16 protein-coding genes are annotated in these 23,559 nt (G+C 69.4%); 6 read left to right on the forward strand and 10 right to left on the reverse strand.

What is annotated here, in order from left to right; all coding sequences use genetic code 11:
• The 4 genes from ispH to VGZ32_RS10025 form a co-directional block, all read right to left on the reverse strand.
• Window positions 1–845: 4-hydroxy-3-methylbut-2-enyl diphosphate reductase (gene ispH / locus VGZ32_RS10010; protein WP_326885625.1), on the reverse strand; the 845-nt coding region annotated here is incomplete at its 3' end.
• A gap of 231 nt (window positions 846–1,076) precedes the next feature.
• Window positions 1,077–1,265 carry a hypothetical protein gene (locus VGZ32_RS10015; RefSeq protein ID WP_326885626.1) on the reverse strand — a complete coding sequence of 63 codons (189 nt, stop codon included), beginning with the start codon at window positions 1,263–1,265 and terminating at the stop codon, window positions 1,077–1,079.
• Between the two features lie 728 nt (window positions 1,266–1,993).
• Window positions 1,994–4,921: a helix-turn-helix transcriptional regulator gene (locus VGZ32_RS10020; RefSeq protein WP_326885628.1), complete on the reverse strand. Its 2,928-nt coding sequence runs from the start codon at window positions 4,919–4,921 to the stop codon at window positions 1,994–1,996.
• Between the two features lie 782 nt (window positions 4,922–5,703).
• Window positions 5,704–6,582: a response regulator transcription factor gene (locus tag VGZ32_RS10025; RefSeq protein ID WP_326885629.1), complete on the reverse strand. Its 879-nt coding sequence runs from the start codon at window positions 6,580–6,582 to the stop codon at window positions 5,704–5,706.
• Between the two features lie 629 nt (window positions 6,583–7,211).
• Here VGZ32_RS10025 and VGZ32_RS10030 point away from each other — a divergent pair.
• Both VGZ32_RS10030 and VGZ32_RS10035 read left to right on the forward strand, forming a co-directional pair.
• Window positions 7,212–7,664 carry an ATP-binding protein gene (locus tag VGZ32_RS10030; protein WP_326885630.1) on the forward strand — a complete coding sequence of 151 codons (453 nt, stop codon included), beginning with the start codon at window positions 7,212–7,214 and terminating at the stop codon, window positions 7,662–7,664.
• 224 nt (window positions 7,665–7,888) lie between these two features.
• Window positions 7,889–10,645: an ATP-binding protein gene (locus VGZ32_RS10035; protein WP_326885632.1), complete on the forward strand. Its 2,757-nt coding sequence runs from the start codon at window positions 7,889–7,891 to the stop codon at window positions 10,643–10,645.
• A 12-nt stretch (window positions 10,646–10,657) separates the two neighbouring features.
• On the opposite strand, the gene VGZ32_RS10040 is transcribed toward VGZ32_RS10035, so the two are convergent.
• Window positions 10,658–11,116 carry a MarR family winged helix-turn-helix transcriptional regulator gene (locus tag VGZ32_RS10040; RefSeq protein ID WP_326885634.1) on the reverse strand — a complete coding sequence of 153 codons (459 nt, stop codon included), beginning with the start codon at window positions 11,114–11,116 and terminating at the stop codon, window positions 10,658–10,660.
• A gap of 182 nt (window positions 11,117–11,298) precedes the next feature.
• Here VGZ32_RS10040 and VGZ32_RS10045 point away from each other — a divergent pair, with 182 nt between their 5' ends.
• The gene (locus VGZ32_RS10045) at window positions 11,299–12,333 is read left to right on the forward strand and encodes an NADP-dependent oxidoreductase (RefSeq protein ID WP_326885635.1); all 1,035 of its coding nucleotides are present in this window, start codon (window positions 11,299–11,301) and stop codon (window positions 12,331–12,333) included.
• Between the two features lie 151 nt (window positions 12,334–12,484).
• Here the strand turns inward: VGZ32_RS10045 and rhaS are convergent, their stop codons facing one another.
• The 5 genes from rhaS to VGZ32_RS10070 form a co-directional block, all read right to left on the reverse strand.
• Complete coding sequence (gene rhaS / locus VGZ32_RS10050) at window positions 12,485–13,558, reverse strand: rhamnose ABC transporter substrate-binding protein (RefSeq protein ID WP_326885636.1); 1,074 nt, start codon at window positions 13,556–13,558, stop codon at window positions 12,485–12,487.
• 75 nt (window positions 13,559–13,633) lie between these two features.
• Window positions 13,634–14,674: an ABC transporter permease gene (locus VGZ32_RS10055; RefSeq protein WP_326885637.1), complete on the reverse strand. Its 1,041-nt coding sequence runs from the start codon at window positions 14,672–14,674 to the stop codon at window positions 13,634–13,636.
• Entirely contained in the window at window positions 14,667–15,719 is a 1,053-nt protein-coding gene (locus VGZ32_RS10060) for an ABC transporter permease (protein WP_326885638.1), read from the reverse strand. Before VGZ32_RS10060 ends, VGZ32_RS10055 begins: the two co-directional genes overlap by 8 nt.
• Complete coding sequence (locus tag VGZ32_RS10065; RefSeq protein WP_414642526.1) at window positions 15,716–17,356, reverse strand: sugar ABC transporter ATP-binding protein; 1,641 nt, start codon at window positions 17,354–17,356, stop codon at window positions 15,716–15,718. The genes VGZ32_RS10060 and VGZ32_RS10065 overlap by 4 nt, the downstream gene beginning before the upstream one ends.
• Before the next feature lie 272 nt (window positions 17,357–17,628).
• The gene (locus VGZ32_RS10070) at window positions 17,629–18,654 is read right to left on the reverse strand and encodes a LacI family DNA-binding transcriptional regulator (RefSeq protein ID WP_326885640.1); all 1,026 of its coding nucleotides are present in this window, start codon (window positions 18,652–18,654) and stop codon (window positions 17,629–17,631) included.
• A 248-nt stretch (window positions 18,655–18,902) separates the two neighbouring features.
• Between VGZ32_RS10070 and rhaI the strand changes: the two genes are divergently transcribed.
• Genes rhaI through VGZ32_RS10085 form a run of 3 tightly spaced genes read left to right on the forward strand, consistent with a single transcriptional unit; the run spans window position 18,903 to window position 23,529 of the window.
• Window positions 18,903–20,069: an L-rhamnose isomerase gene (rhaI, locus tag VGZ32_RS10075; RefSeq protein WP_349263553.1), complete on the forward strand. Its 1,167-nt coding sequence runs from the start codon at window positions 18,903–18,905 to the stop codon at window positions 20,067–20,069.
• A gap of 44 nt (window positions 20,070–20,113) precedes the next feature.
• Entirely contained in the window at window positions 20,114–22,147 is a 2,034-nt protein-coding gene (locus VGZ32_RS10080) for a bifunctional aldolase/short-chain dehydrogenase (protein ID WP_349263554.1), read from the forward strand.
• On the forward strand, window positions 22,144–23,529 hold the full coding sequence (locus tag VGZ32_RS10085; protein ID WP_326885643.1) for a rhamnulokinase family protein: 1,386 nt from the start codon (window positions 22,144–22,146) through the stop codon (window positions 23,527–23,529). Before VGZ32_RS10080 ends, VGZ32_RS10085 begins: the two co-directional genes overlap by 4 nt.
• The last annotated feature ends 30 nt before the right edge of the window (window positions 23,530–23,559 follow it).

A 23,559-nucleotide genomic window follows, 5' to 3' on the forward strand; every position in this document is an offset into this window, starting at 1 on the left:
ACCGGCGGGGCCGAGGCCCCGGCCGTGACCGCGATGGTCCCGGCGTTCCGGAGCCAGGCCGGGTCGATGTCGTCGGCGCCGTCGATCAGGTGAGCGGCGACACCGTGGCGGGCGGCCAGTTCGACCAGGCGCCGGGAATTGGAGGAATTGGAGGAGCCGATCACGAGGAGAAGGTCGCATTCATCCAGCACCGCGCGCACGGCATCTTGCCGATTGGTGGTCGCATAACAGATGTCGTCCGATGGCGGCTCCTGCAAGAGCGGCAGCCGTGTGCGCAGGGCCTCGATCACCTCAGCGACCTCGTCCATGGCGAGAGTCGTCTGAGTCACGTAGGAGACCCGGGACGGGTCAGGCACCTGGAGACTGAAGGCATCTGCGACGTTCTGGACGAGGACAGTGGCCTGAGGTACCTGGCCCAAGGTGCCCTCAGCTTCCTCGTGACCGGCGTGCCCGATCAGCACCACGGTGTCCCCGCGGGCGGCGAACCGGCGGGTCTCGGCATGGACTTTGGAGACCATGGGGCAGGTCGCGTCGAGCACGGTCAGGTTCCGGGCCGCGGCCTGCTCCCACACCGCCGGGGCGACGCCATGCGCGGAGAACACGACGGTCGCCCCGTCGGGGACTTCGTCGAGTTCGTCGACGAACACGACCCCGCGCTCCTCGAGCTGACTTACGACGTGGGTGTTGTGCACGATTTGCTTGCGGACGAATACCGGCCCGACCGCGGCGTCCACGGCGTTCTCGACCATTTGTATGGCGCGCTCGACCCCGGCGCAGAAGGAGCGGGGCGAGGGCAGCAGAACCTTTCGCTGCTGCTGCTGCGGAGACTCTGTCTGCGTGTTCATCTCAATCACCAATCCCGGTGGGCGATCAACCCGGCCGACATAGGCGGGAGGTCCGCTGTCCATCCGACGGCGGGAGCATGCCTTTGGCCGAAGCCTCGCTACCCCCACCGCCGCCGTCAACGAAGCGGACCAGGTTGAGGCCGATCGACGCCTCTGCCCCACACGGCGGCGCATCCCTCAGCCACATCTGTCAGGCACAGTGCCCCTTCGCGTTTCCGGTCCGGTCCCTGGTCATGCTCTGGGTACGCCGAACACGGCCACCAGCAGGGTGACGCGCTCGAGCGTCGTCGGCTCAGTCCCTGGCACGTCGCGAAGCAGGACCCGTTCTTCGAAGACGTGATCGCGAAGCTGCGCAGGGTCCTGATCTACGTGCACATATCCGGTGCCGCTGCAGGCCACGACAGCCCGTCGGAAAGCCACGTCTACCGACTGGCCAGCCAACTCATCCCAGCGTGACCGCGAAAGTCGAGAGACTGGGCCGGGCCCGCTGACGCCGAACTCCGCGACGATGACTGTCATCTGGCGGATGTCTGCGCCGGCGCGCTTCGGCACTCTGAAAGGGCTGACCGTGCACGACCTGCCTCACGCACGGAAGTGCTTCAACCGACGACATGGCCGTGTCCGACCGGGGTTACCCGGTCTGAGAGGTGTACTGATGCAACGCTTTGCGGCCGAGGCACGCGAACAGCGTTTAGGGCAATGCTTCGACGTCATAGACATCGACGGTGACGGGGTCACGACTCGCGGAGATTGGGAGGATTTCGCCTCCTACCTGTGCTCCCAGTTCCAGGCTCCGATCGATTCCCCGAACGGGGTCCAAGTACGAGACGCCGTCCTGGATTGGTTCCGCGGGATCTCGGGCCGCGCGGACGACGGCGACCGCGAGGTGACCCGGTCGGAATTCACCGCACGCTACAGCGGCGACGTGGAGGATGAGCTGGCCGAGCTCATCCTCCGGTGCATCCACGCGGTCTTCGCGTTGTGCGACCGAAACGCGGACGACCGTCTGTCCCAGCAAGAGTTCGCCGGGTTACTGCGGGCACAGGGCGTACCCGAACGTACGCTGGCACTGACGATTCAGCACTCGATCGCGAACAATACCGGGATCTCCAAGAAGGAGTACGCAGCCCTCGTGTTCGACTTCTTCCTCATGGCTGAGGGGCCGAACGTGTCTGGCGGTGCGCCGCCGGTCCGTCCTCCGCCGGCTCCTCACCCAGTCCCCGGCGAAACGCCTCCCGCGCAATTTCCACCCGGCTGCGCGCCCCCAGCTTCGTGAGAATGTGCGAGATGTGAGTCTGCACGGTACGCCGGGACAGGGACATGCTCTCAGCGATCTTCGGCGTCGACATGCCCTGGCCGACGTGGTATGCGACCTTGACCTCGGTGCGGGTGAGAGCCTCCCAGCCGAACGCGGGACGCCGCGTCCTCGGCCCGTGGACGCCGCGACGGATACCGAGGGTGCGAAGCCGCCGTTCGGCGCGGGCGATGTCCCAGGCGGCGCCGAACCTGTCGTAGAGCTCCACGGCCTCGTTCAGGGCATTCCTGGCTTCGTCCATCTTGCCGTGCGCGACGAGCGCCACCGCGAGATCCTCGAGCGTGCCGGCCAGGTCCACCACCGGTCCGGTGGCCCGATAGTGCTCGACGACCCCGCCAAGCACCACCGGGTCTCGATCGACCAATCCCACGCAGCGGTTTCCGGCTGCATCCGCCCTGGCCGGCCTGCTTTCAGCCGCCGCCTCCTCGCGGCAGACGCGCAAGGCGTCCTGGACGGCAGAACGATCCTCCACGGAGAGCGCGAGCCGCACGATGTCGGGCAGCCACTGGTGGACCAGCGTCATCTCACCGGGACGTCGTTGCAGGAACACCGACAGAATCGACAGCGCGTGATGCGGATCACCGTCCTGCTCCGCGACGAGCGCATGCGCCGCGATGAGGAAGTCGCTGTTCTCACGGTCGCTCGTGTTCACAGGAAGGTTCAATCCGGCGTTCAGCAGGTCTGACGCCGATTGGCGTTCGTCGCGACGTGCGGCGATGAGCGCGGCCACCCCGCGCTGGAGCAGAGCCGGTCCCCGCTCGCGAAGGCCCGAGTAGGTCACCTCCGCGAGTTCGTCGGCGACCGGGCTCAGCTCGGCCAGCGCGTCGTCCCAGCGTCCGAACCAGTACATGAGCACCGCTGCGGTGATGCTCGGAGCCACGAAACCCGAACTGTCGCCCTGGGCGAGTTTTCGCGCTCGGAGCAGAGTCGCTTCGGCATCGCGCCAGCGGTCGAGGTTCTGCATCGTGAAAATCCGGCTGTCGAGGACGAAGGTCCGCAGATCGGCGTCGTCGGCGCTCATGCCCAGCGTCTCCAGCGCCCGGTCGACATAGTCCAGCGCGGCGACGTGATCGCGTCGAACGGAACTGATCATCCACAGCGACGTCAGGGCGTACGCGATGCCGAAAGCGTCTCCGACGTCCTCGCCGACCCGCAGCGCCTGACGCGCGGAGATCTCGGCGGCATCCAGGTCACCGGTATCCGCTCGCTGGAACAACGCCAGCGACGCCAATAGCCGCGCCCGCCACACGCCTGGCACGTCCGGCTCCGAAAGCGCGCGTTCCACCGTCTCCAAAGCCTGGTGGTTGCGCCCCACGCTGGAGAACGAGCGCGCCAGCAGCCAGTGGATCTCAGCTCGGGCCGCCGGCTCGGTCGCCACGACGAGCGCTTGACGCGCCCGCCGTGCACCTTCGACGCTGTGGCCCATTGCAAGCAGGGATCGCGCGAGAGTCACGGTGAGCGATGCCCACTCGCCATCGTGCACCTGTGCCTCGTCAACCTCTCTTTGCAGGAGCTCCAGGCCCACTTCCGGCGCCCGCGCCAACAAGCGCGGTGCCGCCGCGAGCAGCCAGCGCCGGGCCCAGGCTCCCCCGGCACGTCCGGAGGCCGACAGCTGCTGCGCCACCACCAGCACTTCCGCGTTCGCGTCGGCCAAGGCCTTCGCCGCGTCCTGGTGCAGCGCCGCACGCATCGCATGGGACGAGCTGTTGTAGAGGATGTTGCGAACCAGCGGGAGGCGAAACGCCAACTGCGAATTGACCTCGGTGATGACCCCGGCGGCCAGTGCGTCCTGCACCTCGCCTTCGATCTCGAAGGCCGACCGGCGAAGGAGTACGGCCAAGTCTCCGACCGTGAACTCGCCGCCGAGCAGTGCCGCGACGCGCAACAGCTCCATCGTCGCCGGCGGTATGAAGCTCAGCCGGTCGCGCAGCGCGGCCACGAGTGACGGCGGCATCTTGGCGGACAGGTCGGACAGGCCGCCCCCCGTCGCCGCGGTGTTCGCGAAATGCACTGAGCTCAGAGTTCTGATCAGCTCGCGCAGGTACAGCGGGTTGCCCATCGCGCTGGCCACCAGTGGCGTCATCGATTCTCGCGGGGCGGCTCCGATCATGTTCATCACCAGGGTGTCGACCTCGGATCCGGTCAGCGGCCCGACCGGGATCACCGTGGCCCCGCGCCGGGCCACGGCTCCGCGGAGTTCCTGCACCGCGGGCCGGCGCGAATTGCGGTGACTCGTGCTGAGGAGCAGCAGCGGCAGCTGGGCGACTTCGAGCGTCAACCGATGCCACACGGCCAGCGACGCCTCGTCCGCCCAGTGCAGATCGTCGAGCACCATCAACACCGGAGACTCCGCGCAAAGCTCGTCTACGAGCACATGCAGCATCTCCGAGGCCGTGTGCACGACATCGTTGACGACCAGGGAGCCGGATCCCTGACGCCGGAGATAGTCGGCGATCGCCCGGCACCGTTCATCGGAGGAGTCATGCCGGATCCGAAGACAATCGAGCATGGCGCCGAGCGGAAGCCGTTCGGACAATTTGTCCGCCGTCCCCCAGAACACACTCCAGCCCGCCTCATGCACTGCTTCCGCGCAGGTCGCCGCGAGAACGGACTTTCCGATCCCCGGGTCGCCCTCCACCCATGCGACCGAACCCTTGCCGCCCGCGACGGACTCCACAGCGGCATTCAACATCTCGAGCTCTCGCTGCCGTCCTACCCACACGCTCGGGGGATCGACGGGCCACGCGTCCAAAGCGGCCATCACGCCTGCCCTGCGACGGCCGCAGCCGACCGGGCTTCATCTCCGACTCCGACGCCCCAGAAGATCCCACCGGGGAACGTGCACTCCGCATAGATGGCGGTTCTCATTCCCCGGGCGGTCCGCTCCCTGATCGCGTCTTGGTGCGAGCCGGAGAACCTCACGGCTTCGCAGACTTCGAGCGCGAACTCCGCGGTTCGGTGTCGTCGATGATGTGGGCGCAATGCGACTCCAGATGGCCTGCAAGCCATGTTCGACTCACCGGACCCGGGTTGGCCTCGATCTTGGCTTGGCAACCTGACGGTGTCCACCCCAAAGTAACGGTGTCCACCTGAAAGTAACACTGTTGGACCGGGTAGTGAACAGCGAGTAAGGTAATGGCCTGATACACCGTGACCGTCCGAGCAGCCGGACGTCCCGGTGCCAGCTACCGAGACTGACTGCTCGGCCCGACTTTCCTCGGACGCTCCGTCCGGATGACCTTATCGGCGCTCAGAGCATGGAGACCGCCCAGCGGGCGTGCCACCTTCATCTCGGAGACGTCGGGCAATAAGCCCCGTGTGCTCGCCGTTTACCCGATGTTCTTCCCATCATGAGGCGGGAACGAGTGCTGGCTACAGAAAGAGCACGACGCGGGCGAGCTCGGTGGCGAACTCCGGGTCGCCCTGGAAGAAGTCCCCGGTGAGCTGTGCTACTTGCTCGTCATCGGTGACGTGATGGTTTCCGCTCAATTCATGATCAGCCCCCTGGGCTCGGGTCGGGCGGGCATGGCGGCGCAGCTCGAGTCAGTGAGGCGAGGCGGCGTGGTGGAACACGATCGCGGCCTCGACGCGATTGGAGCAGCCCATCTTGGTCAACAGCCGGCTGATATGGGCCTTGACCGCGCCCTCGCTCATGTAGAGCTCCCGGGCGATCTTCAGGTTGGCCAGCCCGCCCGCCAGATGCGCCAACACCTCACGCTCACGTTCGGTCAGGCTGTCGACCAGCGCGCGAGACTTCTTGGCCCGCTCCACGTCGAATCCGGCGAACCTGTTGATCAGGCGTCGGGCCACACACGGCGTGAGCACCGCGTCACCGGCCACTGCCGCCCGTACGCTGCCCGCCAGCTCGGCCGGGTCGCAGTCCTTGAGCAGGAAGCCGGTGACCCCCGCGCTCAGCGCCCGGAAGACCAACTCGTCGGTCACGACGGCCGCGAGCGCGACCACACGCGTCTGCGGAATCTTCCGCCGCAGCATGGCGACGGCGGACACCATGTCCGAGTCCGGGATCGAGACGTCGACGACCAGCACGTTGGGCCTCGAGCGCAGCACGAGATCGATCATGCTGTGCGCGTCGTACGCGTCCCCTATCACCGTCATGCCGGCGCCGGCATCCAGGATGCTCCGCATGCCCGCACGGGTGAGTGCTTCCTTGACCACGATTCCGACCGTCGCCGGCTCGGACCCCGGGCGTTCCGCCGGAGCCTGTGGGCGAACCTTTACCTGCGACGACACCGGCGCCCCGGCCATCGGCCGCACCGAACGGCCAGGGGCCGTGATCAATGCCGATCCAGCCATATCTTCCACCCTGCCCCTCATTCGACTGCCGGCCGGCCTCACATCCGACGAGATATCTGGCGTCCGGTCTCTCCTGATGACGATCGCGGGGTCCTGCTCCGACGGCATCGGCGAGTAGACGTAGGTTTCCTGCTTGTTCGAATCGGCGCCGGACCCCTCCAGACCGGTGCGGCGGTCAAGGCCGCTATACCTCATTCGGCCGGTTGACCTGCAGCCATGCGGTGAGGCGGCATAGGAACAGTGAGCGGCGCAGGCGGCTGGACAAACCGATGCTGCAACCGATGTAGGCCATCTGGCGGATACGACGCCCCGCTGCCCGTACTGCACCGTCTTCGACGCGTGCGCGGGAGCCGAACCCGAGGGGGTCGCGAGGTGCTCCCGGAGGTGCACTGGATCAACGTTGGTCCGGTCGGCTGGGGTTCGAAGAATGAGGGTACGGTCTCTTGCGCTCGGCACTCGGCGATGTCGATCAGGGGCGTGGGGTGCCGGTGTCCTGGGAAGGTGCCGTCCCAAGAAATAGGTCACCTTACGGATGTTCCGGCTGCCATCGGGCCGCACGCTGACAACGAGGGTCGAAGTGGCTCTCGAAGGCCCAGGCACCCCACAGAGATGAGGTCCTCTCATGAGGCGAGTCCGGATCCGCGTGCCACGTCGCCCCACCCCCCTTCCGCCCCTGGATCTGCGGACGCCCTCGGGCCGCAGACTGCCGTACTGAGGAGTCGATTCCGATGGCCGTGATGAGTCCGGAACGATCGCACCCGACGTCGGTGCCGAGGCGTACGTCAGCCATCTGGCGTGGGCGCTTCCCGGCCACCGCGGACCAAGTCGCCGTTGCGCGCCGGGCGGTGAGTACCGAGCTCTTCGGGTACTCAGAACTCGACGACGTGGTCCTCATCGTGAGTGAGCTCGCGACGAACGCGATCCGCCACTCGCGATCCGGCCAGGGAGGATTGTTCGAGGTCATCTTGCGCGACCTCGACTCGGCGGTGCGCATCGAGGTCCGCGACGAAGGCAAAGACGGCCTCCAGCCGCTGCAACCGCTTCCCGGTACGGACGAGGCGCTGGCCGAATCACACCGAGGCCTGGAAATCGTCCAGCTGTTGGCCGACCGCTGGGGATGCATCCGCGAGGAATCGCACACCGTCGTTTGGTGCGACGTGCGGTCGGCCGTAGGACGAGGCGTCGCCTGACAGCAGCGGGAGTTGGCGGCTCGGCCTGTCCCGCGAGCGCCGCAGGGCCTATCCGCCAGATGACCTCACCCGATTCGAGCAATAGATGATCGCCTGATCGCTGCAGAGAAAACCTCAATGCTCACATGACGTCACCGACCGATCACCTGTATTGTTGATGCGTAAGCAAATGTTTCCAGTGCGCATCACCGATGCTGCGTGAGCAGGCCGGGAAGCAGGAGCATATGCCAGCGCGTCAGGCGGCGAGCGAGGGTGCGGAGCTCATCGGCCGACGCGGCGAGTCCGAGGCGCTGGACCGGCTCCTGGGCGATCTGCGATCGGGGCGGGGCGGCGCGCTCGTGCTGCGCGGCGAGGCGGGCATCGGCAAGACAGCCCTGTTGGAGTCGGCCTCAGCGGACGACCGTATCAGGACGCTGCGGATCAGCGGCATCGAGTTCGAGACGGAACTGGCTTTCGCCGCGCTCCATCAGCTCTGTTCACCGGTCTTGGACGGGCTGAAGAAGCTCGCCGCGCCGCAGTCCGATGCCCTGAGCGTGGCCTTCGGGATGGGTGGCGAGGGCATTCCGGATCGCTTCCGGGTCGGTCTGGCCGTGCTCGGCCTGCTTTCAGAGGCTGCGGCGGTGCGGCCGCTGCTGTGCGTCGTCGACGATGCGCAGTGGCTGGACCAGGCGTCCGCCCAGACGCTGGCCTTCACCGCCCGGCGCGTCCAGAACGAGCACGTGGCGTTCCTGTTCGGGGTGCGCGAACCCGAAGGCAACCGGGAGCTCGCGGGGCTTCCCGAGATGCGGCTCGGCGGCCTACCGGACCAGGATGCCGCCAGACTCCTGAGATCCAGGATCCGAGCGCCCCTGGACGGCCGGGTCCGCGACCGGATCCTCGCCGAAGCTCGCGGCAACCCCCTGGCCCTCCTGGAACTGCCGCGCAGCGCCGACCTGGCTGGAGGCTTCGCCCAGCCCGGCGCGACTGCCGTCTCGGGGAAAGTGGAGATGAGTTTCCGGTCGCGGTTGCGCGACCTCCCGCCGGACAGCCGTCTGCTGTTGCTCGTGGCCGCCGCGGAGACGACAGGGGACGCGGTCGTCCTGTGGCGAGCTGCCGAACTCCTCGGTGTCGGCGCCGGTGCGGCGGCGGCTGCCGAGGACACGGGGCTGATCAGGTTCGGCCTGTGGGTGCGGTTCCGGCACCCGCTGGTCCGGTCGGCGGTCTACCGCGACGCCTCCGTCGCCGATCGCCGGGCCGCGCACGGCGCGCTGGCCGAGGCCATGGCAGACATCGACGAACCAGACCGCCGGGCGTGGCACTATTCCCAAGCAGTCGCCGGACCGGACGCCGAAGTGGCCGACGCACTCGAACTGTCGGCCGGCCGCGCCTGGGCACGCGGTGGCATCGCTGCCCAAGCCGCGTTCCTTGAAGCGGCGGCCCGGCTCACGCCCGACCCGGCGCGCCGGGTCGAGCGGGCGCTGGCCGCCGCCGGGGCGAAGCGCGACGCCGGGGCGGCCGACGCCGCCCTGGACCTCCTCGCCGTCGCCGATGCCGGGCCGTTGGACGCCCTCTCCCGTGCGCGCAGCACGACACTGCGGGCCCGGATCGCGTTCGACCAGGGCCGCAACGACGCGGCGGTGGCCCGGCTGCAGACCGCGGCCCGGCTCTTCGTGCCTCTGGACGCGGCGTCGGCCCGGGAGATCTTCCTGGAGACCCTCGCCGCGGCGGTCTTCGTCGGACGGTTCGCCGACGGCCCACGGCTGTTCGAGACGGCCGATGCCGCTCGCGCGGTGCTGCCGGCACCGGACCCGCCGCGGCCGCTCGACGTCCTGCTCGACGGTCTGACCACCCAGGTCCGGGGCGGCTTCCTCGAAGCCGCGCCGCTGCTCCGGGACGTGGTGGACCTCTATCTCAAAGAGCTCGGGGAGCAGCACGCCGACGCGTTCTCGCCGGGCGAGTTGTGGCTGGCGTGCAGCGCGGCGCTGGACCTGTGGGACAACACGGCGCTGCGCGTGCTCGCCGAGTATCAGGTCGGTTCGTCGCGTGCGTCCGGCGCCGTGGCGGCGCTTCCTGTGTCGCTGAGTTACCGGGCGTTGGCCCATCTCCACGCCGGGGAGTTCGACGACGCCGCCTCACTTATCGCCGAGGCGTACGCGATCGCCACCGAGATCGGAGCGCCGGGCATGGACTATGTCGACGTGTCTCTGGCGGCATGGCGCGGCGAGGCCCGGACCATCGAGCGCGCCGAGACTTTTCGGCGCGGCGCGGTGGAGCGCGGCGAGGGCCGGCTCGTCACCGCGATCGAGTATGCCCAGACAGTGGTCCTCAACAGTCTCGGCCGCTACGAGGATGCGCTGGAGGCCTGCCGGCCGTCAGCCGACCTCGACGAGATGGGCTTCAGCTCGACGGTCCCAGCCGAGTTCGTGGAAGCGGCCGTCCGCTCCGGTCATCGGGAGCTCGCCGTGCCGGTCGTCGAGCGGCTCGTGGAGCGGACCGCGCTCAGTACCACCGACTGGGCCGCGGCGGCGGGGCTTCACTGCCGGGCCCTGATGTCCGTCGGCCCCGAGGCCGACGAGCTCTACCGGGAGGCGATCCACTTCTTCGACCGCAGCGAGGGGCGGGTGCACGCGGCGCGGACCCGCCTTCTCCACGGCGAGTGGCTACGGCGGGCCGGCCATCGTCAGGCCGCCCGCACCCAGCTCCGGGAGGCCTTCGACATGCTCACCCAGATCGGCGCCGCCGGGTTCGCCGCGCGCGCGGCCCGGGAACTCGACGCGCTGGGCGAGCATGTCAGCAGCCGGATCTCCACCGGAGCCGCGGCCGCCCTCACCATCCAGGAGTTCCAGATCGCCCGGCTGGTCGCCACCGGCGCGACGTCGAAGGAAGTGGGAGCCCAGCTGTTCCTGAGCCCGCGGACGATCGACGCGCATCTGCGCAGCATCTTCAAGAAGCTCGGAATCACCTCGCGCCGGCAACTGCGCGACGTGCCGCTCGCGCGGTGACGATCCTCTCCGTCACTCCTGGGTCAGGGCGTGCAGCATCCGGTCGAAGAAGCCGCCCAGCGTCTCCATCTCGTCCCGGCTCAGCGGGCTGAAGAAGTACTTGCGGACGGTGTCGACGTGGCGCGGCGCCGCGGCCACGATCGCCGCCCGGCCGGTTTTGGTGAGTCGCACCATCGACCCGCGCGCGTCGTCCTCGCAGGGTTCCCGGGCCACCAGCCCGCGCCGCTCCATGCGCCGGACCTGATGGGAGACCCGGCTGCGGTCCCAGCCGACGTCGGCGCCGAGATCCCGTGCCCGCAGCACGCCGTCGGGCGTTTCGGAAAGCGGGACGAGCAGAGCGTATTCGGCTCCTGAGAGCCCGGAGGCGCGGGCCAGCTGCCGGTCCTGGACACCCTGAAGCTCGCGCATCAACGTGCGGTATTTCTGCCAGACGAGCGCTTCCCGCTCGTCGAACCAGTTCGGCTTACCCATGGCCGGGATGCTAGCAGCGCTGCCGCCAGGTCAAAGGTCTGTGTGCGCGATCCGGATCGCCTAATCCGGGGCACCGGCGAAATCTAGGCGATCCTCGCCGATGCGCCGTCCGGCGTCAGCGGGAAGCTTGGTACTCGGCGGCATCCCGATGGGGCAGCCCCGCGGACGGAGGATCTCAACTCATGAAGGCGCTTGTTGCCCGCGACTACAGGTCGTTGACGGACCTGGCGGTCGAGGACATGCCGGTTCCGGTCCCCGGTCGCGGACAGATCCTGGTCCGTACCCAGGCCGCCGCGCTGAACCCGGCGGACACGGTGCTGATCACCGGCGTGATGCGGGACGCGCTGCCGGTCGCGCATCCGTTCATCCCCGGGGTCGACATCAGCGGCGTCGTCGAGGCGGTCGGCGAGGGCGTCACCCGATTCAGAGCCGGCGACGCGGTCCTGGCCTGGAATGGCACCCCGTCCGGCGCCTTCGCTGAGTTCGCGGTCGTCGGCGACGGGCAGGGCACGGCACACCGCCCGGCGGGACTGGACGCGATCCGGGCCGCGGCGCTGCCGACCGCGACGCTGACCGGTGCGGCGCTGCTGGACGCCGCCGAGGTGAAGCCGGGTGGCAGCGTCCTGATTGTCGGTGCGGCGGGCGGCATCGGGTCGTTCGCGGTGCAGCTGGCCAACCAGGCCGAGCTGCGGGTCCTGGCGGCCGGCCGGGCCGAGGACGAGGAATACCTGCGCGGCCTCGGCGCGCACGAGGTCATCGACTACCGGGAGGCCGACACGGCGGCAGAGGCGCACCGGCTGGTGCCCGGCGGTGTCGACGCCGTGATCGACCTGGCCCTGGCCGGATTCGACCTCGCACGCTCGGCTGCGGCCGTGCGCACCGGCGGCCTCGTGGTGTCGCCCAGGGGCGGCCCGGCGTTGTTCGACCATGGTGTCGTCGGCGTCTACACCGGTGTCACCCTGCCAGAGGGCCGACTCGAAGGGTTCGCCGCGCAGGCCGCCGCCGGGCGACTGCAGGTGCCGATCGCCGTCGAGTACGCGTTCGAGGACGTGCGACGGGCCGTCATCGACTTCCCCCAGCGGCACTTGCGCGGCAAGGCTGTCGTCGTGTTCCCCGAACGGGCAATCGTCAAGAGTTGCGGAACAAGGGTCTGCCTAGTGCAGCACCGCATCGATCTTTCGGGGGTTCATGCCGCTTTGAGCGGGGTGCCGTCGTAGGTCCAGCGGTGGGGCTTGGCGTCGTGCTCGTCGTAGGCGGTGGCGAACTGGCCGGAATGCAGAATGAAGTCGACGATCCCGTGGCGTTGTGGCCGGGGGTCTCGCGGTGCCCGGCCACAACGCCGTTCAGTGGCAGATCAGGGTCAGAAGATCAGAAGTTGTACTGGTCGATGTTCGCGGCGTTGAACACGGTCGGGTTGCCGAGGGTGACCACGCCGTCCGCGCCTACGGTGTAACTGCCCATGTCGCCGGCCTTGAAGGTCTGGTCCGGTGCGCCGGTGATCTGGCCGGATTGGAGAGCGACCGCGGCGTATGCGGCCAGGGCGCCGAGCTTGGCCGGGTCCCACAGTTCGAAGGCGGTGATGGTGCCGTCCTTGACGTACTTGCGCAGCGTGTTGGGCGTGCCGAGCCCCATCAGCATGACCTTGCCCTTGTAGGACGAGCCGTCCAAGTACTGCGCGGCCGCGAGGATGCCGACTGTGGTGGGCGAGATGATGCCCTTGAGGTTCGGGTACGACTGGAGCAGTCCCTGAGTCTGCTGGTACGAGGTCTGCGCATCGTCGTTGCCGTACGCGATCTTGACCATCTGGATGTTCGGGTACTTCGTCTTGAGCTCATCCTGCATGTAGCCGATCCAGGCGTTCTGATTGGTCGCGGTCTGCGCCGCCGACAGGATCGCGATCTGGCCCGAGCCGCCGATCTCCTGGGCGAGAAGGTCCACTTCGGTGCGGCCGATCGCCTCCGAGCTGGCCTGGCTGACGAACAGGTTCCGGCAGGCGGCGGAGGTGTCGGAATCGTAGGTGACCACCCCGATGCCGTCCTTCATCGCCTGCTTGAGGTTGGTGCACAACGCGTTCTGGTCCTGCGCCGAGACCACGATCGCGTTGACCTGCTGTTGGATGAGGGTATTGACATAGTTGGCCTGGCCGGCGGTGTCAGTGGCGCTGGAGGTGCCGACCTCCTTGTACGACTCGCCGAGGGCTTGCAGGACCTTCTGACCGCCGGTGTCGGAAATGGTGAAGTACGGATTGTTGACCTGTTTGGGCAGGTAGGCGACGCTCAGGCCGGTCTTGGTCGCCGCGTTCGGGTTGGCCGCCGCGCCTGAGGCCGCCGCGGTGCTGCCGGCCGTAGTACTGCTCTTGGTCGTACCGCTACAGGCGGACAGCAGTAGTGCCGCGATCGCGGCGCCCGCCGCGGCCGCCGTCAAGCGGGTGGATACGGACATGGCGGTACCTCTCGTCGTTGAGAACAGCGGTGCTGTGTCGATTTGGACAGCGTGGATGTGAGCGGGTGCGTTGGTTCAGGAGGAGCTGGCCGGATCGGGGGCGGTCTCGGCCTGCGGTCGGACGCGCCATCGGCGGTAGGACTCCGCGGCCTGGCGGCCGACGCGGGGGCCGAGCACGGACGCGATCAGCAGCAGACCGGTGACGATGGTCTGCGAGTCGGCGGACACGTTCTTCAGGCTGAGCAGGTTCTGCACGGTGCCGAGCAGGAACACCCCGGCGACCGCCCCGCCGAGCGTGCCGCGCCCGCCGTCGAAGTCGACGCCGCCGAGCAGCACCGCGGCGATGACGGACAGTTCCAGACCGGTGGCGTTGTCGTAGCGGGCGCTGGTGTAGTGCAGGGCCCAGATCACCCCGGCGCCGCCGGAGACCAGCCCCGTGGCCGCGAACATGATCAGTTTGGTGCGCTTGACCCGCACTCCGGCGAAGAACGCCGCCTCGGGGTTCGCGCCCGTGGCGAAGAGCCGGCGGCCGAACGGCGTGGCGTGCAGGACGATGGCCGCGATCGCAAGCAGGACAAGGTAGAGCACGAAGATGTACGGGATGGCGCTGCCGCCGATGCGGCCGGTGCCGAAGTCCAGGTAGCTCTGCGGGAAGTCGGAGACCGCGTCGGCGCCGAGCACGATCTGCGCGACGCCGCGGAACAGCGTCAGGGTGCCGATGGTGACGGCGAGCGAGGGCAGGCCGAGCCGGGTGACCAGCAGGCCGTTGAGCAGGCCTCCGGCCAGGCCGACGGCGAGGCAGAACGGGATGATCGCCTGGATCGGCCAGTTCGCGTTCCACAGCGCGCCCATCACCGCTCCGGACAACCCCGCCATCGACCCGACGGACAGGTCCACCTCCCCGGCCGCGACCAGCAGCGTCATCGGCAAGGCGACGATCGCGATGGTGGTCGTGTTGCCGAGCAGGAAGGAGATGTTCAGCGTGTTGCCGAAGGTCTTCTCGGTCCCCAGACCGTAAGCCACCAGCAGGGCCAGGAACACGGCGACGGCCACGTCCCAGCGCGGACGCAAGACGCGCCCGCGCAGCGGTGTCGCCGCGCGGAGGGGTTCAGCCATGGCGTGCGCTCCTCTTGCGCAGTGCGGTGTTGACGCGCCCGGCTACGATCCGGTCTGCGGCGATGGCGAGCAGCAGGAGGAAGCCGTCGATCGCCTCCTCCCAGACCGAGCTGACGTTCAGGGCCGGCAGCACGCTGTTGATCGAGGTCAGCAGGAGCGCGCCGAGAGCCGCGCCGTAGACGGTGCCGACGCCCCCGGTCATCGCGACGCCGCCGACGACGACCGCGCTGACCACGGTCAATTCGTAGCCGGTGCCCGTGGTCGCGTCGACGTAGGCGAATCTGGCCACGTAGAGCGCGCCGGCCAGACCGGCCAGCGACCCGGCCAAGACGTACGCGGCGACGATCCGCTTGCGCACCCCGATTCCGGCCAAGCGTGCGGCATGCGCGTTCGAGCCGATCGCGTAGAACTCCCGTCCCGAGCGGTAGTGGGCCAAGTAGTAGCCGACCGCGATGGTCGCGGCGACGGCGATCAGCGCCAGGTATGGGACGGGGCCGAGGCCACCGTGTCCGAAATCGGTGTAGCCGGGCGGTAGCCGCTGCGAGGTGATCTCGCGCGGGCCGACCCAGATCGAGTCGATGCCGCGCACGACGTAGAGCATGCCGAGCGTGACCACCAGCGCAGGCACTTGGCCGAAGCCGACCAGCAGCCCGTTGACCAGGCCGAAGCCCGCGCCCAGCAGGATCGCGGCGGCCACCGCCCAGGCCGGGTCCGCGCCGCCGGCCAGCAGATCTCCGGCGGCGAAGGCGCTGATGCCGAGCACCGAGCCGACGGACAGGTCCACGTTGCGGGTGATGACCACCGCCGCCTGGCCGACCGCGGCCAGCATCAGGATCGCCGCGTCGAGCAGCAGGTCCTTGATTCCCTGGCTGCTCAGGAAGCGGTGGTCGTCGAGCTCGGCGGCCGAGAGCAGCAGGATCAGGACGGCGAGGATCGCGGCCTGGCGGGCGCGGGCGATGAGGGCGGCCAGGCGGCGCGGGGCGGTGTCCGGTGCGGAGGCCGCACCCTCGGGCGGGGCGAGCGTCGTCGACGTCGTCGAACTCACCGGGCGTCCTCCGCAGGGCGTTGATTCCGCTCCGTGCGGATCCGGGCACCGGTGGCCGCCGCCAGCACAGCCTCCTCGGTGGCGCCCTCGCGCGGCAGTTCGGCCGCGAGGCGCCCCTCGTGCATCACCAGGATCCGGTCGGCCATGCCGAGCACCTCGGGCAGGTCGGAGGAGATCATGAGCACCGCGACGCCGTCGGCGGCCAACCGCGAGAGCAGCCGGTGCACCTGGACCTTGGTGCCGACGTCGATCCCGCGGGTCGGCTCGTCCACGATCAGCACCTTCGGCGCTGTGGACAGCCATTTGCCGAGGACGACCTTCTGCTGGTTGCCGCCGGAGAGAGTGGCGACGGCGTCGGTCAGCCGTCCGTACTTCAGTTCCAGCCGCGCGGCCCAGTCGGTGGCCCGGGCGCGTTCGGCGGCGCGACTGACCAGTCCGCCGCGCGTCAGGGACCGAATTCCGGTCAGGGTGCTGTTGCGCTCGATGGAGTGGATCATCACCAGTCCCTGCGCGCGCCGGTCCTCGGGTACCAGCGCGATCCCGGCCGCCATCGCCGCGGAGGGCGATCCCGGCCGCAGCGCGCGGCCGTCGATCCGCACGCTGCCCGCATCCCAGCGGTCGACCCCGAACACGGCGCGGGCGACATCGGTGCGTCCGGCGCCGACCAGCCCGGCGAGCACGACGATCTCGCCGCGGCGCACCTGGAACGAGACATCGGTGAACACGCCCTCGCGGGTGAGCCGGCGCACGTCGAGGGCGACCTCGCCGATCCGCGCGTGCTGTTCGGGGTAGAGCGAGCCCAGATCCCGGCCGACCATGCGGCGCACCAGGTCGTCCGCGCCGAGCCCGGCCACCGGCTCGGTGGCGATCCAGCCGCCGTCGCGCAGCGTGGTGACCGTGTCGCAGAGGTCGAATATCTCCTCCAGGCGGTGCGAGATGAAGAGGATCGCGGCGCCCTGCGCCTTGAGTGCGCGGGTGACCGCGAAGAGCCGCTCGACCTCGGCCGGGGTGAGCGCGGCGGTCGGCTCGTCCATGATCAGGACCCTGGCGTCGAAGGAGAGCGCTTTGGCGATCTCCACCATCTGCTGGTCCGCGATGGACAGGCCGCGGGCGGGTTGGTCCGGGTCGAGTGCGACGCCGAGGCGGGCGAACAGATCCTCGGTCCACCGGCGCATCTTCGCCCGGTCGATCCGCCCGAGCGTGGCGCGCGGCTGACGGCCCATGTAGATGTTCTCGGCGATCGACAGGTGCGGGAAGACGGTCGGTTCTTGATAGATCACCGCGATTCCGGCGGCGCGCGCGTCGGCCGGTCCGCGGAAGACGGTCGGCTCGCCGTAGACCAGCACGCGGCCCCGGTCCGGGCGCAACGCGCCCGCGAGTACCTTCACCAGGGTGGATTTCCCCGCGCCGTTCTCGCCGGCGAGAGCGTGCACGCTGCCCGGTGCGAGGTCCAGCGATACCGAACGCAGAGCCTGCACCGCGCCGAACGAGACGCTCACCGCGTCGAGCGCGAGGATGGCCGCCGCGCCGACGGGTGGCGACGGGCCCGCTGCGACCTCGGTTGAATCGTTCACTGTCGACCTCCAGGGAGCCGTGCGCCACAGCCGCACGCCGAGTTCGGCCTTTAAACGTTTCATATTGCGTGCGAGCACCGTAAAACCGCTGTCACTCGTCCGTCAAGGGATGGCGCCGATGCCGCGGACTGAGGGATGGCCGGGAGACCACCCGCCGGCTCCGAAATCAGGGCACGATTATGTCCTCACCGCGATGCGGAGTCCGCCACCTCACCGCGCAGTTCGAAGACCATCAGCGCACCGGCGATTGCGACTGGTGTGCGGCCGCAATCGGAAAGGAAATCGCGGGCAAGCCGCGCATCCGGCGAGCGCGGGAGCGGCGCGTTCCAAGCTGTTCACGGCCGGGATGGATGCCCCGTGGACTCGCGGGCGACCAGCTCAGGCTGGAGCACGACGCGCTGATGGACGTGCATGTCCCCGTCGTCGCCGGTCTCGTCCAGCAACAGCGTCGCGGCCGTGCGCCCCAACTCGAGAGCGGGCTGGCGTACGGAGGTGAGCGGCACCGCGGCGGCCGCGGCGAACTCGATGTCGTCGTAGCCGACGAGCGCGACCGCGTCGGGTACGGCGATCCGCGCGGCGTGCAGGGCTTGAAGCACGCCGAAGGCGAGCAGGTCGTTGGCGCAGAACACGGCGGTCGGCCGACGTGAGAGGCCCAGCAGGCGCGCCCCGGCGTCGCGGCCGGCGGCCACGTCCAGACGCGGGGTCTCGATATGGGTGAGCGCGTCCTCAGGCAGGCCGCGGGCGGTGAGCGCGGCGAGCGCTCCGGTGCGCCGGTCCCGACACTGCGCCAGATGCATCGGACCGCTGACGTAGGTGATCGCGACGTGGCCCTGGTCCAGCAGGTGGTCGGCGGCCAGGCGTCCGCCGGTCACGTCGTCGACGGATACCGAGCAGCACTCCCCCACCGGCGCGGACCGGTCCACCAGCACGAACGGGATGCCGCGGCGGCGGAAAGCGGCGAGGTTGGCCCCGGTCGGGTCGGCCGGGGTGATCAGCACCCCGCGCACCCGCTGCTCGGCGAACAAGGACAGGTACTCGGCCTCTTCACTCGGATCCTCGGCACTGTTGCACAACGTCACGCCGAGCCCGGCGGCCCGCGCTTCGCGCTCGGCGCCGCGCGCCACCTGGACGAAGAACGGGTTGGTCATGTCCAGCACGAGCATCGCCACGATCCGGCTGCGCCCCGCCCGCAGCTGCCGGGCCGACTCGCTGCGCACGAAGCCGAGCAGGTCGATCGCCGCCTGCACCCGCTCGCGCGTCTGTTCGGAAACCAGGTCCGGCCGGTTGATCACGTTCGAGACCGTGCCGACCGACACGCCCGCCTGCCGCGCCACGTCCTTGATGCCCACGATGCGCGCCAAGCCAGCTCCTCACCCGATCCCACCGCGACGCCCGGTCGATGCGGCCCGCTCCCGGCCGACCGCGTCCGCTCACATCGTAGGCGCTCCGCGTCCCCGGGACCTACCTTTGAAAGGGTCCAACTGGCGGGTGGCCTCCGGTCGGCCCGGATGGCCTTGACAGCGCCCGGCATTGGATCTAGGTTGCCGATCTGAAACGATTCATACGCGATCCGCGGGGGTGCCTCACGGTGACGGGCAGGGTGACGGCGATGGGCTACCGGTCCACGGTCAAGGCGCGGCTCGCGACGCTCCGGATCGAGCTGCCGTCGTGGGCTTTCGGCAATTCGGGCACCCGGTTCCGGGTCTTTCCGCAGCCGGGGGTGCCGCGCGACCCGTTCGAGAAACTCGCGGACGCGGCACAGGTGCACCGCTTCACCGGGGCCGCGCCGAGCGTGTCGCTGCACATCCCGTGGGACCGCGTGGACGACTTCGGAAAGCTGTCCGAACACGCGTCCTCGCTGGGCCTGCGCATCGGGATGATCAACGCGAACACCTTCCAGGACGAGGACTACAAGCTCGGCTCGATCTGCCACCCGGACGCGGTGGTGCGCCGCAAGGCTCTGCAACACCTGCTGGACTGCGTGGACGTGATGGACGCCACCGGCTCGACCGCGCTCAAGCTCTGGTTCGCCGACGGCACGAACTATCCCGGGCAGGACGACATCGCCGCGCGCCAGGACCGGCTCGCCGAAGCTCTGGCCGCGGTCTACGAGCGCTTGGGCGACGGGCAGCGCATGGTGCTGGAGTACAAGCTGTTCGAGCCGGCCTTCTACCACACGGACGTGCCCGACTGGGGAACCGCCTATGCGCACACGATGAAGCTGGGCGAGAAGGCGAAGGTGGTGGTGGACACCGGGCATCATGCTCCCGGGACGAACATCGAGTTCATCGTCGCGTTCCTGCTGCGCGAGCGGAAGCTGGGCGCTTTCGACCTGAACTCCCGCTTCTACGCGGACGACGATCTGATGGCGGGCGCGGCCGACCCGTTCCAGCTGTTCCGGATCGTGCACGAGGTGGTGGGCGGCGGCGGGCTGGAACCGGAGGCGGGCGTCGCCTTCATGCTGGATCAGTGCCACAACATCGAGGAGAAGATCCCCGCGGTGATCCGCTCGGTGATGAACGTGCAGGAGGCCGCGGCCAAGGCGCTGCTCGTGGACGCCGAGGCGCTGCGCGCTGCGCAGAACGAGGGCGACGTGCTCGGCGCGCACGCGGTTCTCATGGACGCCTACAACACCGACGTGCGCCCACTGCTGGCCGAACTGCGTGAGGAACAGGGCCTTGATCCGGACCCGATGGCCGCGTATCGCACCTCGGGCTGGCGCGAGCGCATCGTCGCGCAGCGCGTCGGCGGCGTCCAGGCCAGCTGGGGAGCGTGAGCCGGGCTGTGGAGATATCGGACGCTGGGACGGCGGACGCTGAGATATCGGACACCGTCAGAGAGCTGCTCGAGCGCTCCAACCGCCTGGGCTCCGATCCGCGCAGCACCAACTACGCGGGCGGCAACACCTCGGCGAAGGGGGCCGGGCTCGACCCGGCGACCGGCCGGGAGGCGGAACTGCTGTGGGTCAAAGGGTCCGGCGGGCATCTGGGCACGCTCAGCGAGGCCGGCCTCGCCGTGCTGCGCCTGGACCGGGTGCGCGCCATGCGGGACGTCTACACCGGGGTCGAGCACGAGGACGAGATGGTCGCCGCATTCGACTTCTGCCTGCACGGCAAAGGAGGCGCGGCCCCCTCGATCGACACCGCGATGCACGCGCTGGTGGACGCCGCGCACGTCGACCACCTGCACCCCGACTCCGGGATCGCGCTGGCGACCGCGGCCGACGGCGAAGCGCTGACCAAGGATTGTTTCGGCGACCGGGTGGTCTGGGTGCCGTGGCGGCGTCCCGGCTTCCAGCTCGGCCTGGACATCGCCGCGATCAAGGCCGCGAATCCGCGGGCGGTCGGCTGCGTTCTCGGCGGCCACGGCATCACGGCATGGGGCGCGACCAGTGCCGAGTGCGAGGCGAACTCGCTGGGCATCATCCGCGCCGCGCAGGAATACCTCGACGCGCGCGGCAGGCCCGAGCCGTTCGGTCCGGTGCTCGACGGCTATGGCGCGCTGCCCGAAGCCGAGCGCCGGGAACGCGCGGCCGCGCTCGCCCCGATCATCAGAGGTCTTGCTTCAACCGATCAGCGGCAGGTCGGCCACTTCACCAACGGTGAGGTAGTCCTCGACTTCCTCGCGCACGCCGAGCACCCGCGTCTGGCCGCGCTGGGCACCTCGTGCCCGGACCATTTCCTGCGCACCAAGGTCCGCCCGCTCGTGCTCGATCTGCCCGCCTCGGCTCCGCTGGAGCAGGTCGTCGCCCGGCTGCGCGAACTGCACGACGCCTACCGCGCGGAATACGCGTCCTACTACGCCCGCCACGCGACCGCCGACTCCCCGCCGATGCGCGGCGCGGACCCGGCGATCGTGCTGGTGCCCGGCGTCGGGATGTTCTCCTTCGGACGCGACGAGCAGACCGCGCGCGTGGCCGGCGAGTTCTACGTCAACGCGATCAACGTGATGCGCGGCGCCGAATCAGTGTCCTCCTACGCCCCGATCCCCGAGTCGGAGAGGTTCCGGATCGAGTACTGGGCGCTGGAGGAGGCCAAGCTCGCCCGGATGCCCAAGCCCGAGCCGCTGGCCGGCCGTATCGCGTTCGTGACCGGCGCGGGCAGCGGCATCGGCAAGGCGATCGCATACCGGCTGGCCGCCGAAGGCGCCTGCGTGGTGGTCGCGGATCTGAACGCCGAGAGCGGGGCCGCCGTCGCCGAGGAACTGGGCGGCCGGGACAAAGCGGTCGCCGTCACCGTGGACGTCACCGACGAACGGCAGATCGCCGATGCGCTGCGCGCTGCCGTCCTCGCCTTCGGCGGCGTCGATCTGATCGTGAACAACGCCGGGATCTCCATCTCCAAACCATTGCTGGAGACCACTGCCCACGACTGGGACGTACAGCACGAGATCATGGCGCGCGGCTCGTTTCTCGTCTCCCGTGAGGGCGCCCGCGCCATGATCGAGCAGGGACTCGGCGGTGACATCGTCTACGTCGCGTCCAAAAACGCAGTGTTCGCGGGTCCGAACAACATCGCGTACTCCGCCGCCAAGGCCGATCAAGCGCACCAGGTCCGCCTTCTGGCCGCCGAACTCGGCGAACACGGCATCCGCGTCAACGGCGTCAACCCCGACGGCGTCGTGCGCGGCTCCGGGATCTTTGCTGGGGGCTGGGGCGCCCAACGCGCCGCCGTCTACGGCGTGCCCGAGGAGAAGCTCGGCGAGTTCTACGCCCAGCGCACCCTGCTCAAGCGCGAAGTGCTGCCCGAGCACGTGGCCAATGCGGTGTTCGCGCTCACCGGCGGCGACCTGAGCCACACCACCGGCCTGCACGTCCCCGTCGACGCCGGCGTCGCGGCCGCGTTCCTGCGATGAGTCAGAGCACGAAGGCGTTCGCCGCGGTCGACCTCGGCGCGTCCAGCGGACGGGTGATCCGCGGCGTCGTGGGACCCGGCCGGCTCGAGCTGACCGAGATTCACCGCTTCCCCAACCGGCCGCTGACTACTCGGGGCGCGCTGCGCTGGGATTTCAGCACGCTCGAACGCGAGACGCGCGAGGGACTGCGGGCGGGCGGCCGGGTGGCGGGGATCGGGGTCGACAGCTGGGCGGTGGACTACGGCCTGCTCGACGCGGACGACCGCCTGCTCGACGACCCGATCCACTACCGCGATCAGCGCACCGTGGATGTCCCCGAGCAGGTCTTCGGGCGCATCAGCGCGCAGCGCCTCTACCGGATCACCGGGATTCAGAACCAGCCGTTCAACACGATCCACCAACTCTACGCGGCACGCGACAGCACAGATCTGAAGGCGGCCGCACGCATCCTGATGATCCCGGATCTGTTGTCCTGGCGGCTGACCGGCGTCGCAGGGACCGAGATCACCAACGCGTCCACCACCGGCCTGCTCGACCCGGGCACGGGGTCGTGGTCGCGGGAGGTCTTCGACGCGCTCGACCTCGATCCCGCGTTGTTCGCGCCGCTGCGCGGCCCGGGAGAACCCGCGGGCTTCGCCGCCGACTTCCGGGCCCCGGTCTACACGGTGGGCTCGCACGACACCGCGTCGGCCGTCGCCGCCGTCCCCGCCGCCGACGAGAACTTCGGGTATGTCTCGTCCGGCACCTGGTCACTCGTGGGCGTCGAGGTGGACGCCCCGGTGCGCACCGAGAAATCGCGCGCCGCGAACTTCACCAACGAGCTGGGCGTCGACGGCACGGTGCGCTACCTGCGCAATGTCATGGGCCTGTGGCTGCTGCAGGAGTGCCTGCGCGACTGGGGCCGCGAGGCTGATCTGCCCGCGTTGCTCGACGCCGCCGCGCACGTACCGGGCCGACGCAGCCTGATCGACGCGACGGACCCGGTCTTCCTCGCTGCCGGCGCCATGCCCGAACGCATCGCGGCCATGTGCCGCGACTCGGGGACACCGGTGCCCCGCGACCACCCCGAGATGGTGCGCTGCATCCTCGACTCGCTCGCCGAGGCTTATCGCAGGGCGCTGGCCGAGGCGTCCGAATTGACCGGCAAGCGCATCGCCGCCGTGCACATCGTCGGCGGCGGTTCTCGCAACACACTGCTATGCCAGCTGACTGCCGACGCCGTCGGCGCGCCGGTGATCGCAGGGCCGGTCGAGGCCGCCGCGATCGGCAACCTGCTGATCCAGGCGCGCGCGGCCGCAGCGGTGAGCGGCGACTTGGCAGACCTGCGCGCCCTGGTCGCGCGCACCCAGCCGCTGCGCCGATTCGAGCCCTCCTGCCGGTAGCCCGCACCGGGGCTAGCTGAGAGGTTCATC

It is taken from the genome of Actinocrinis sp. (genome assembly GCF_035938995.1).
Lineage (GTDB): Bacteria > Actinomycetota > Actinomycetes > Streptomycetales > Catenulisporaceae > DASZGI01.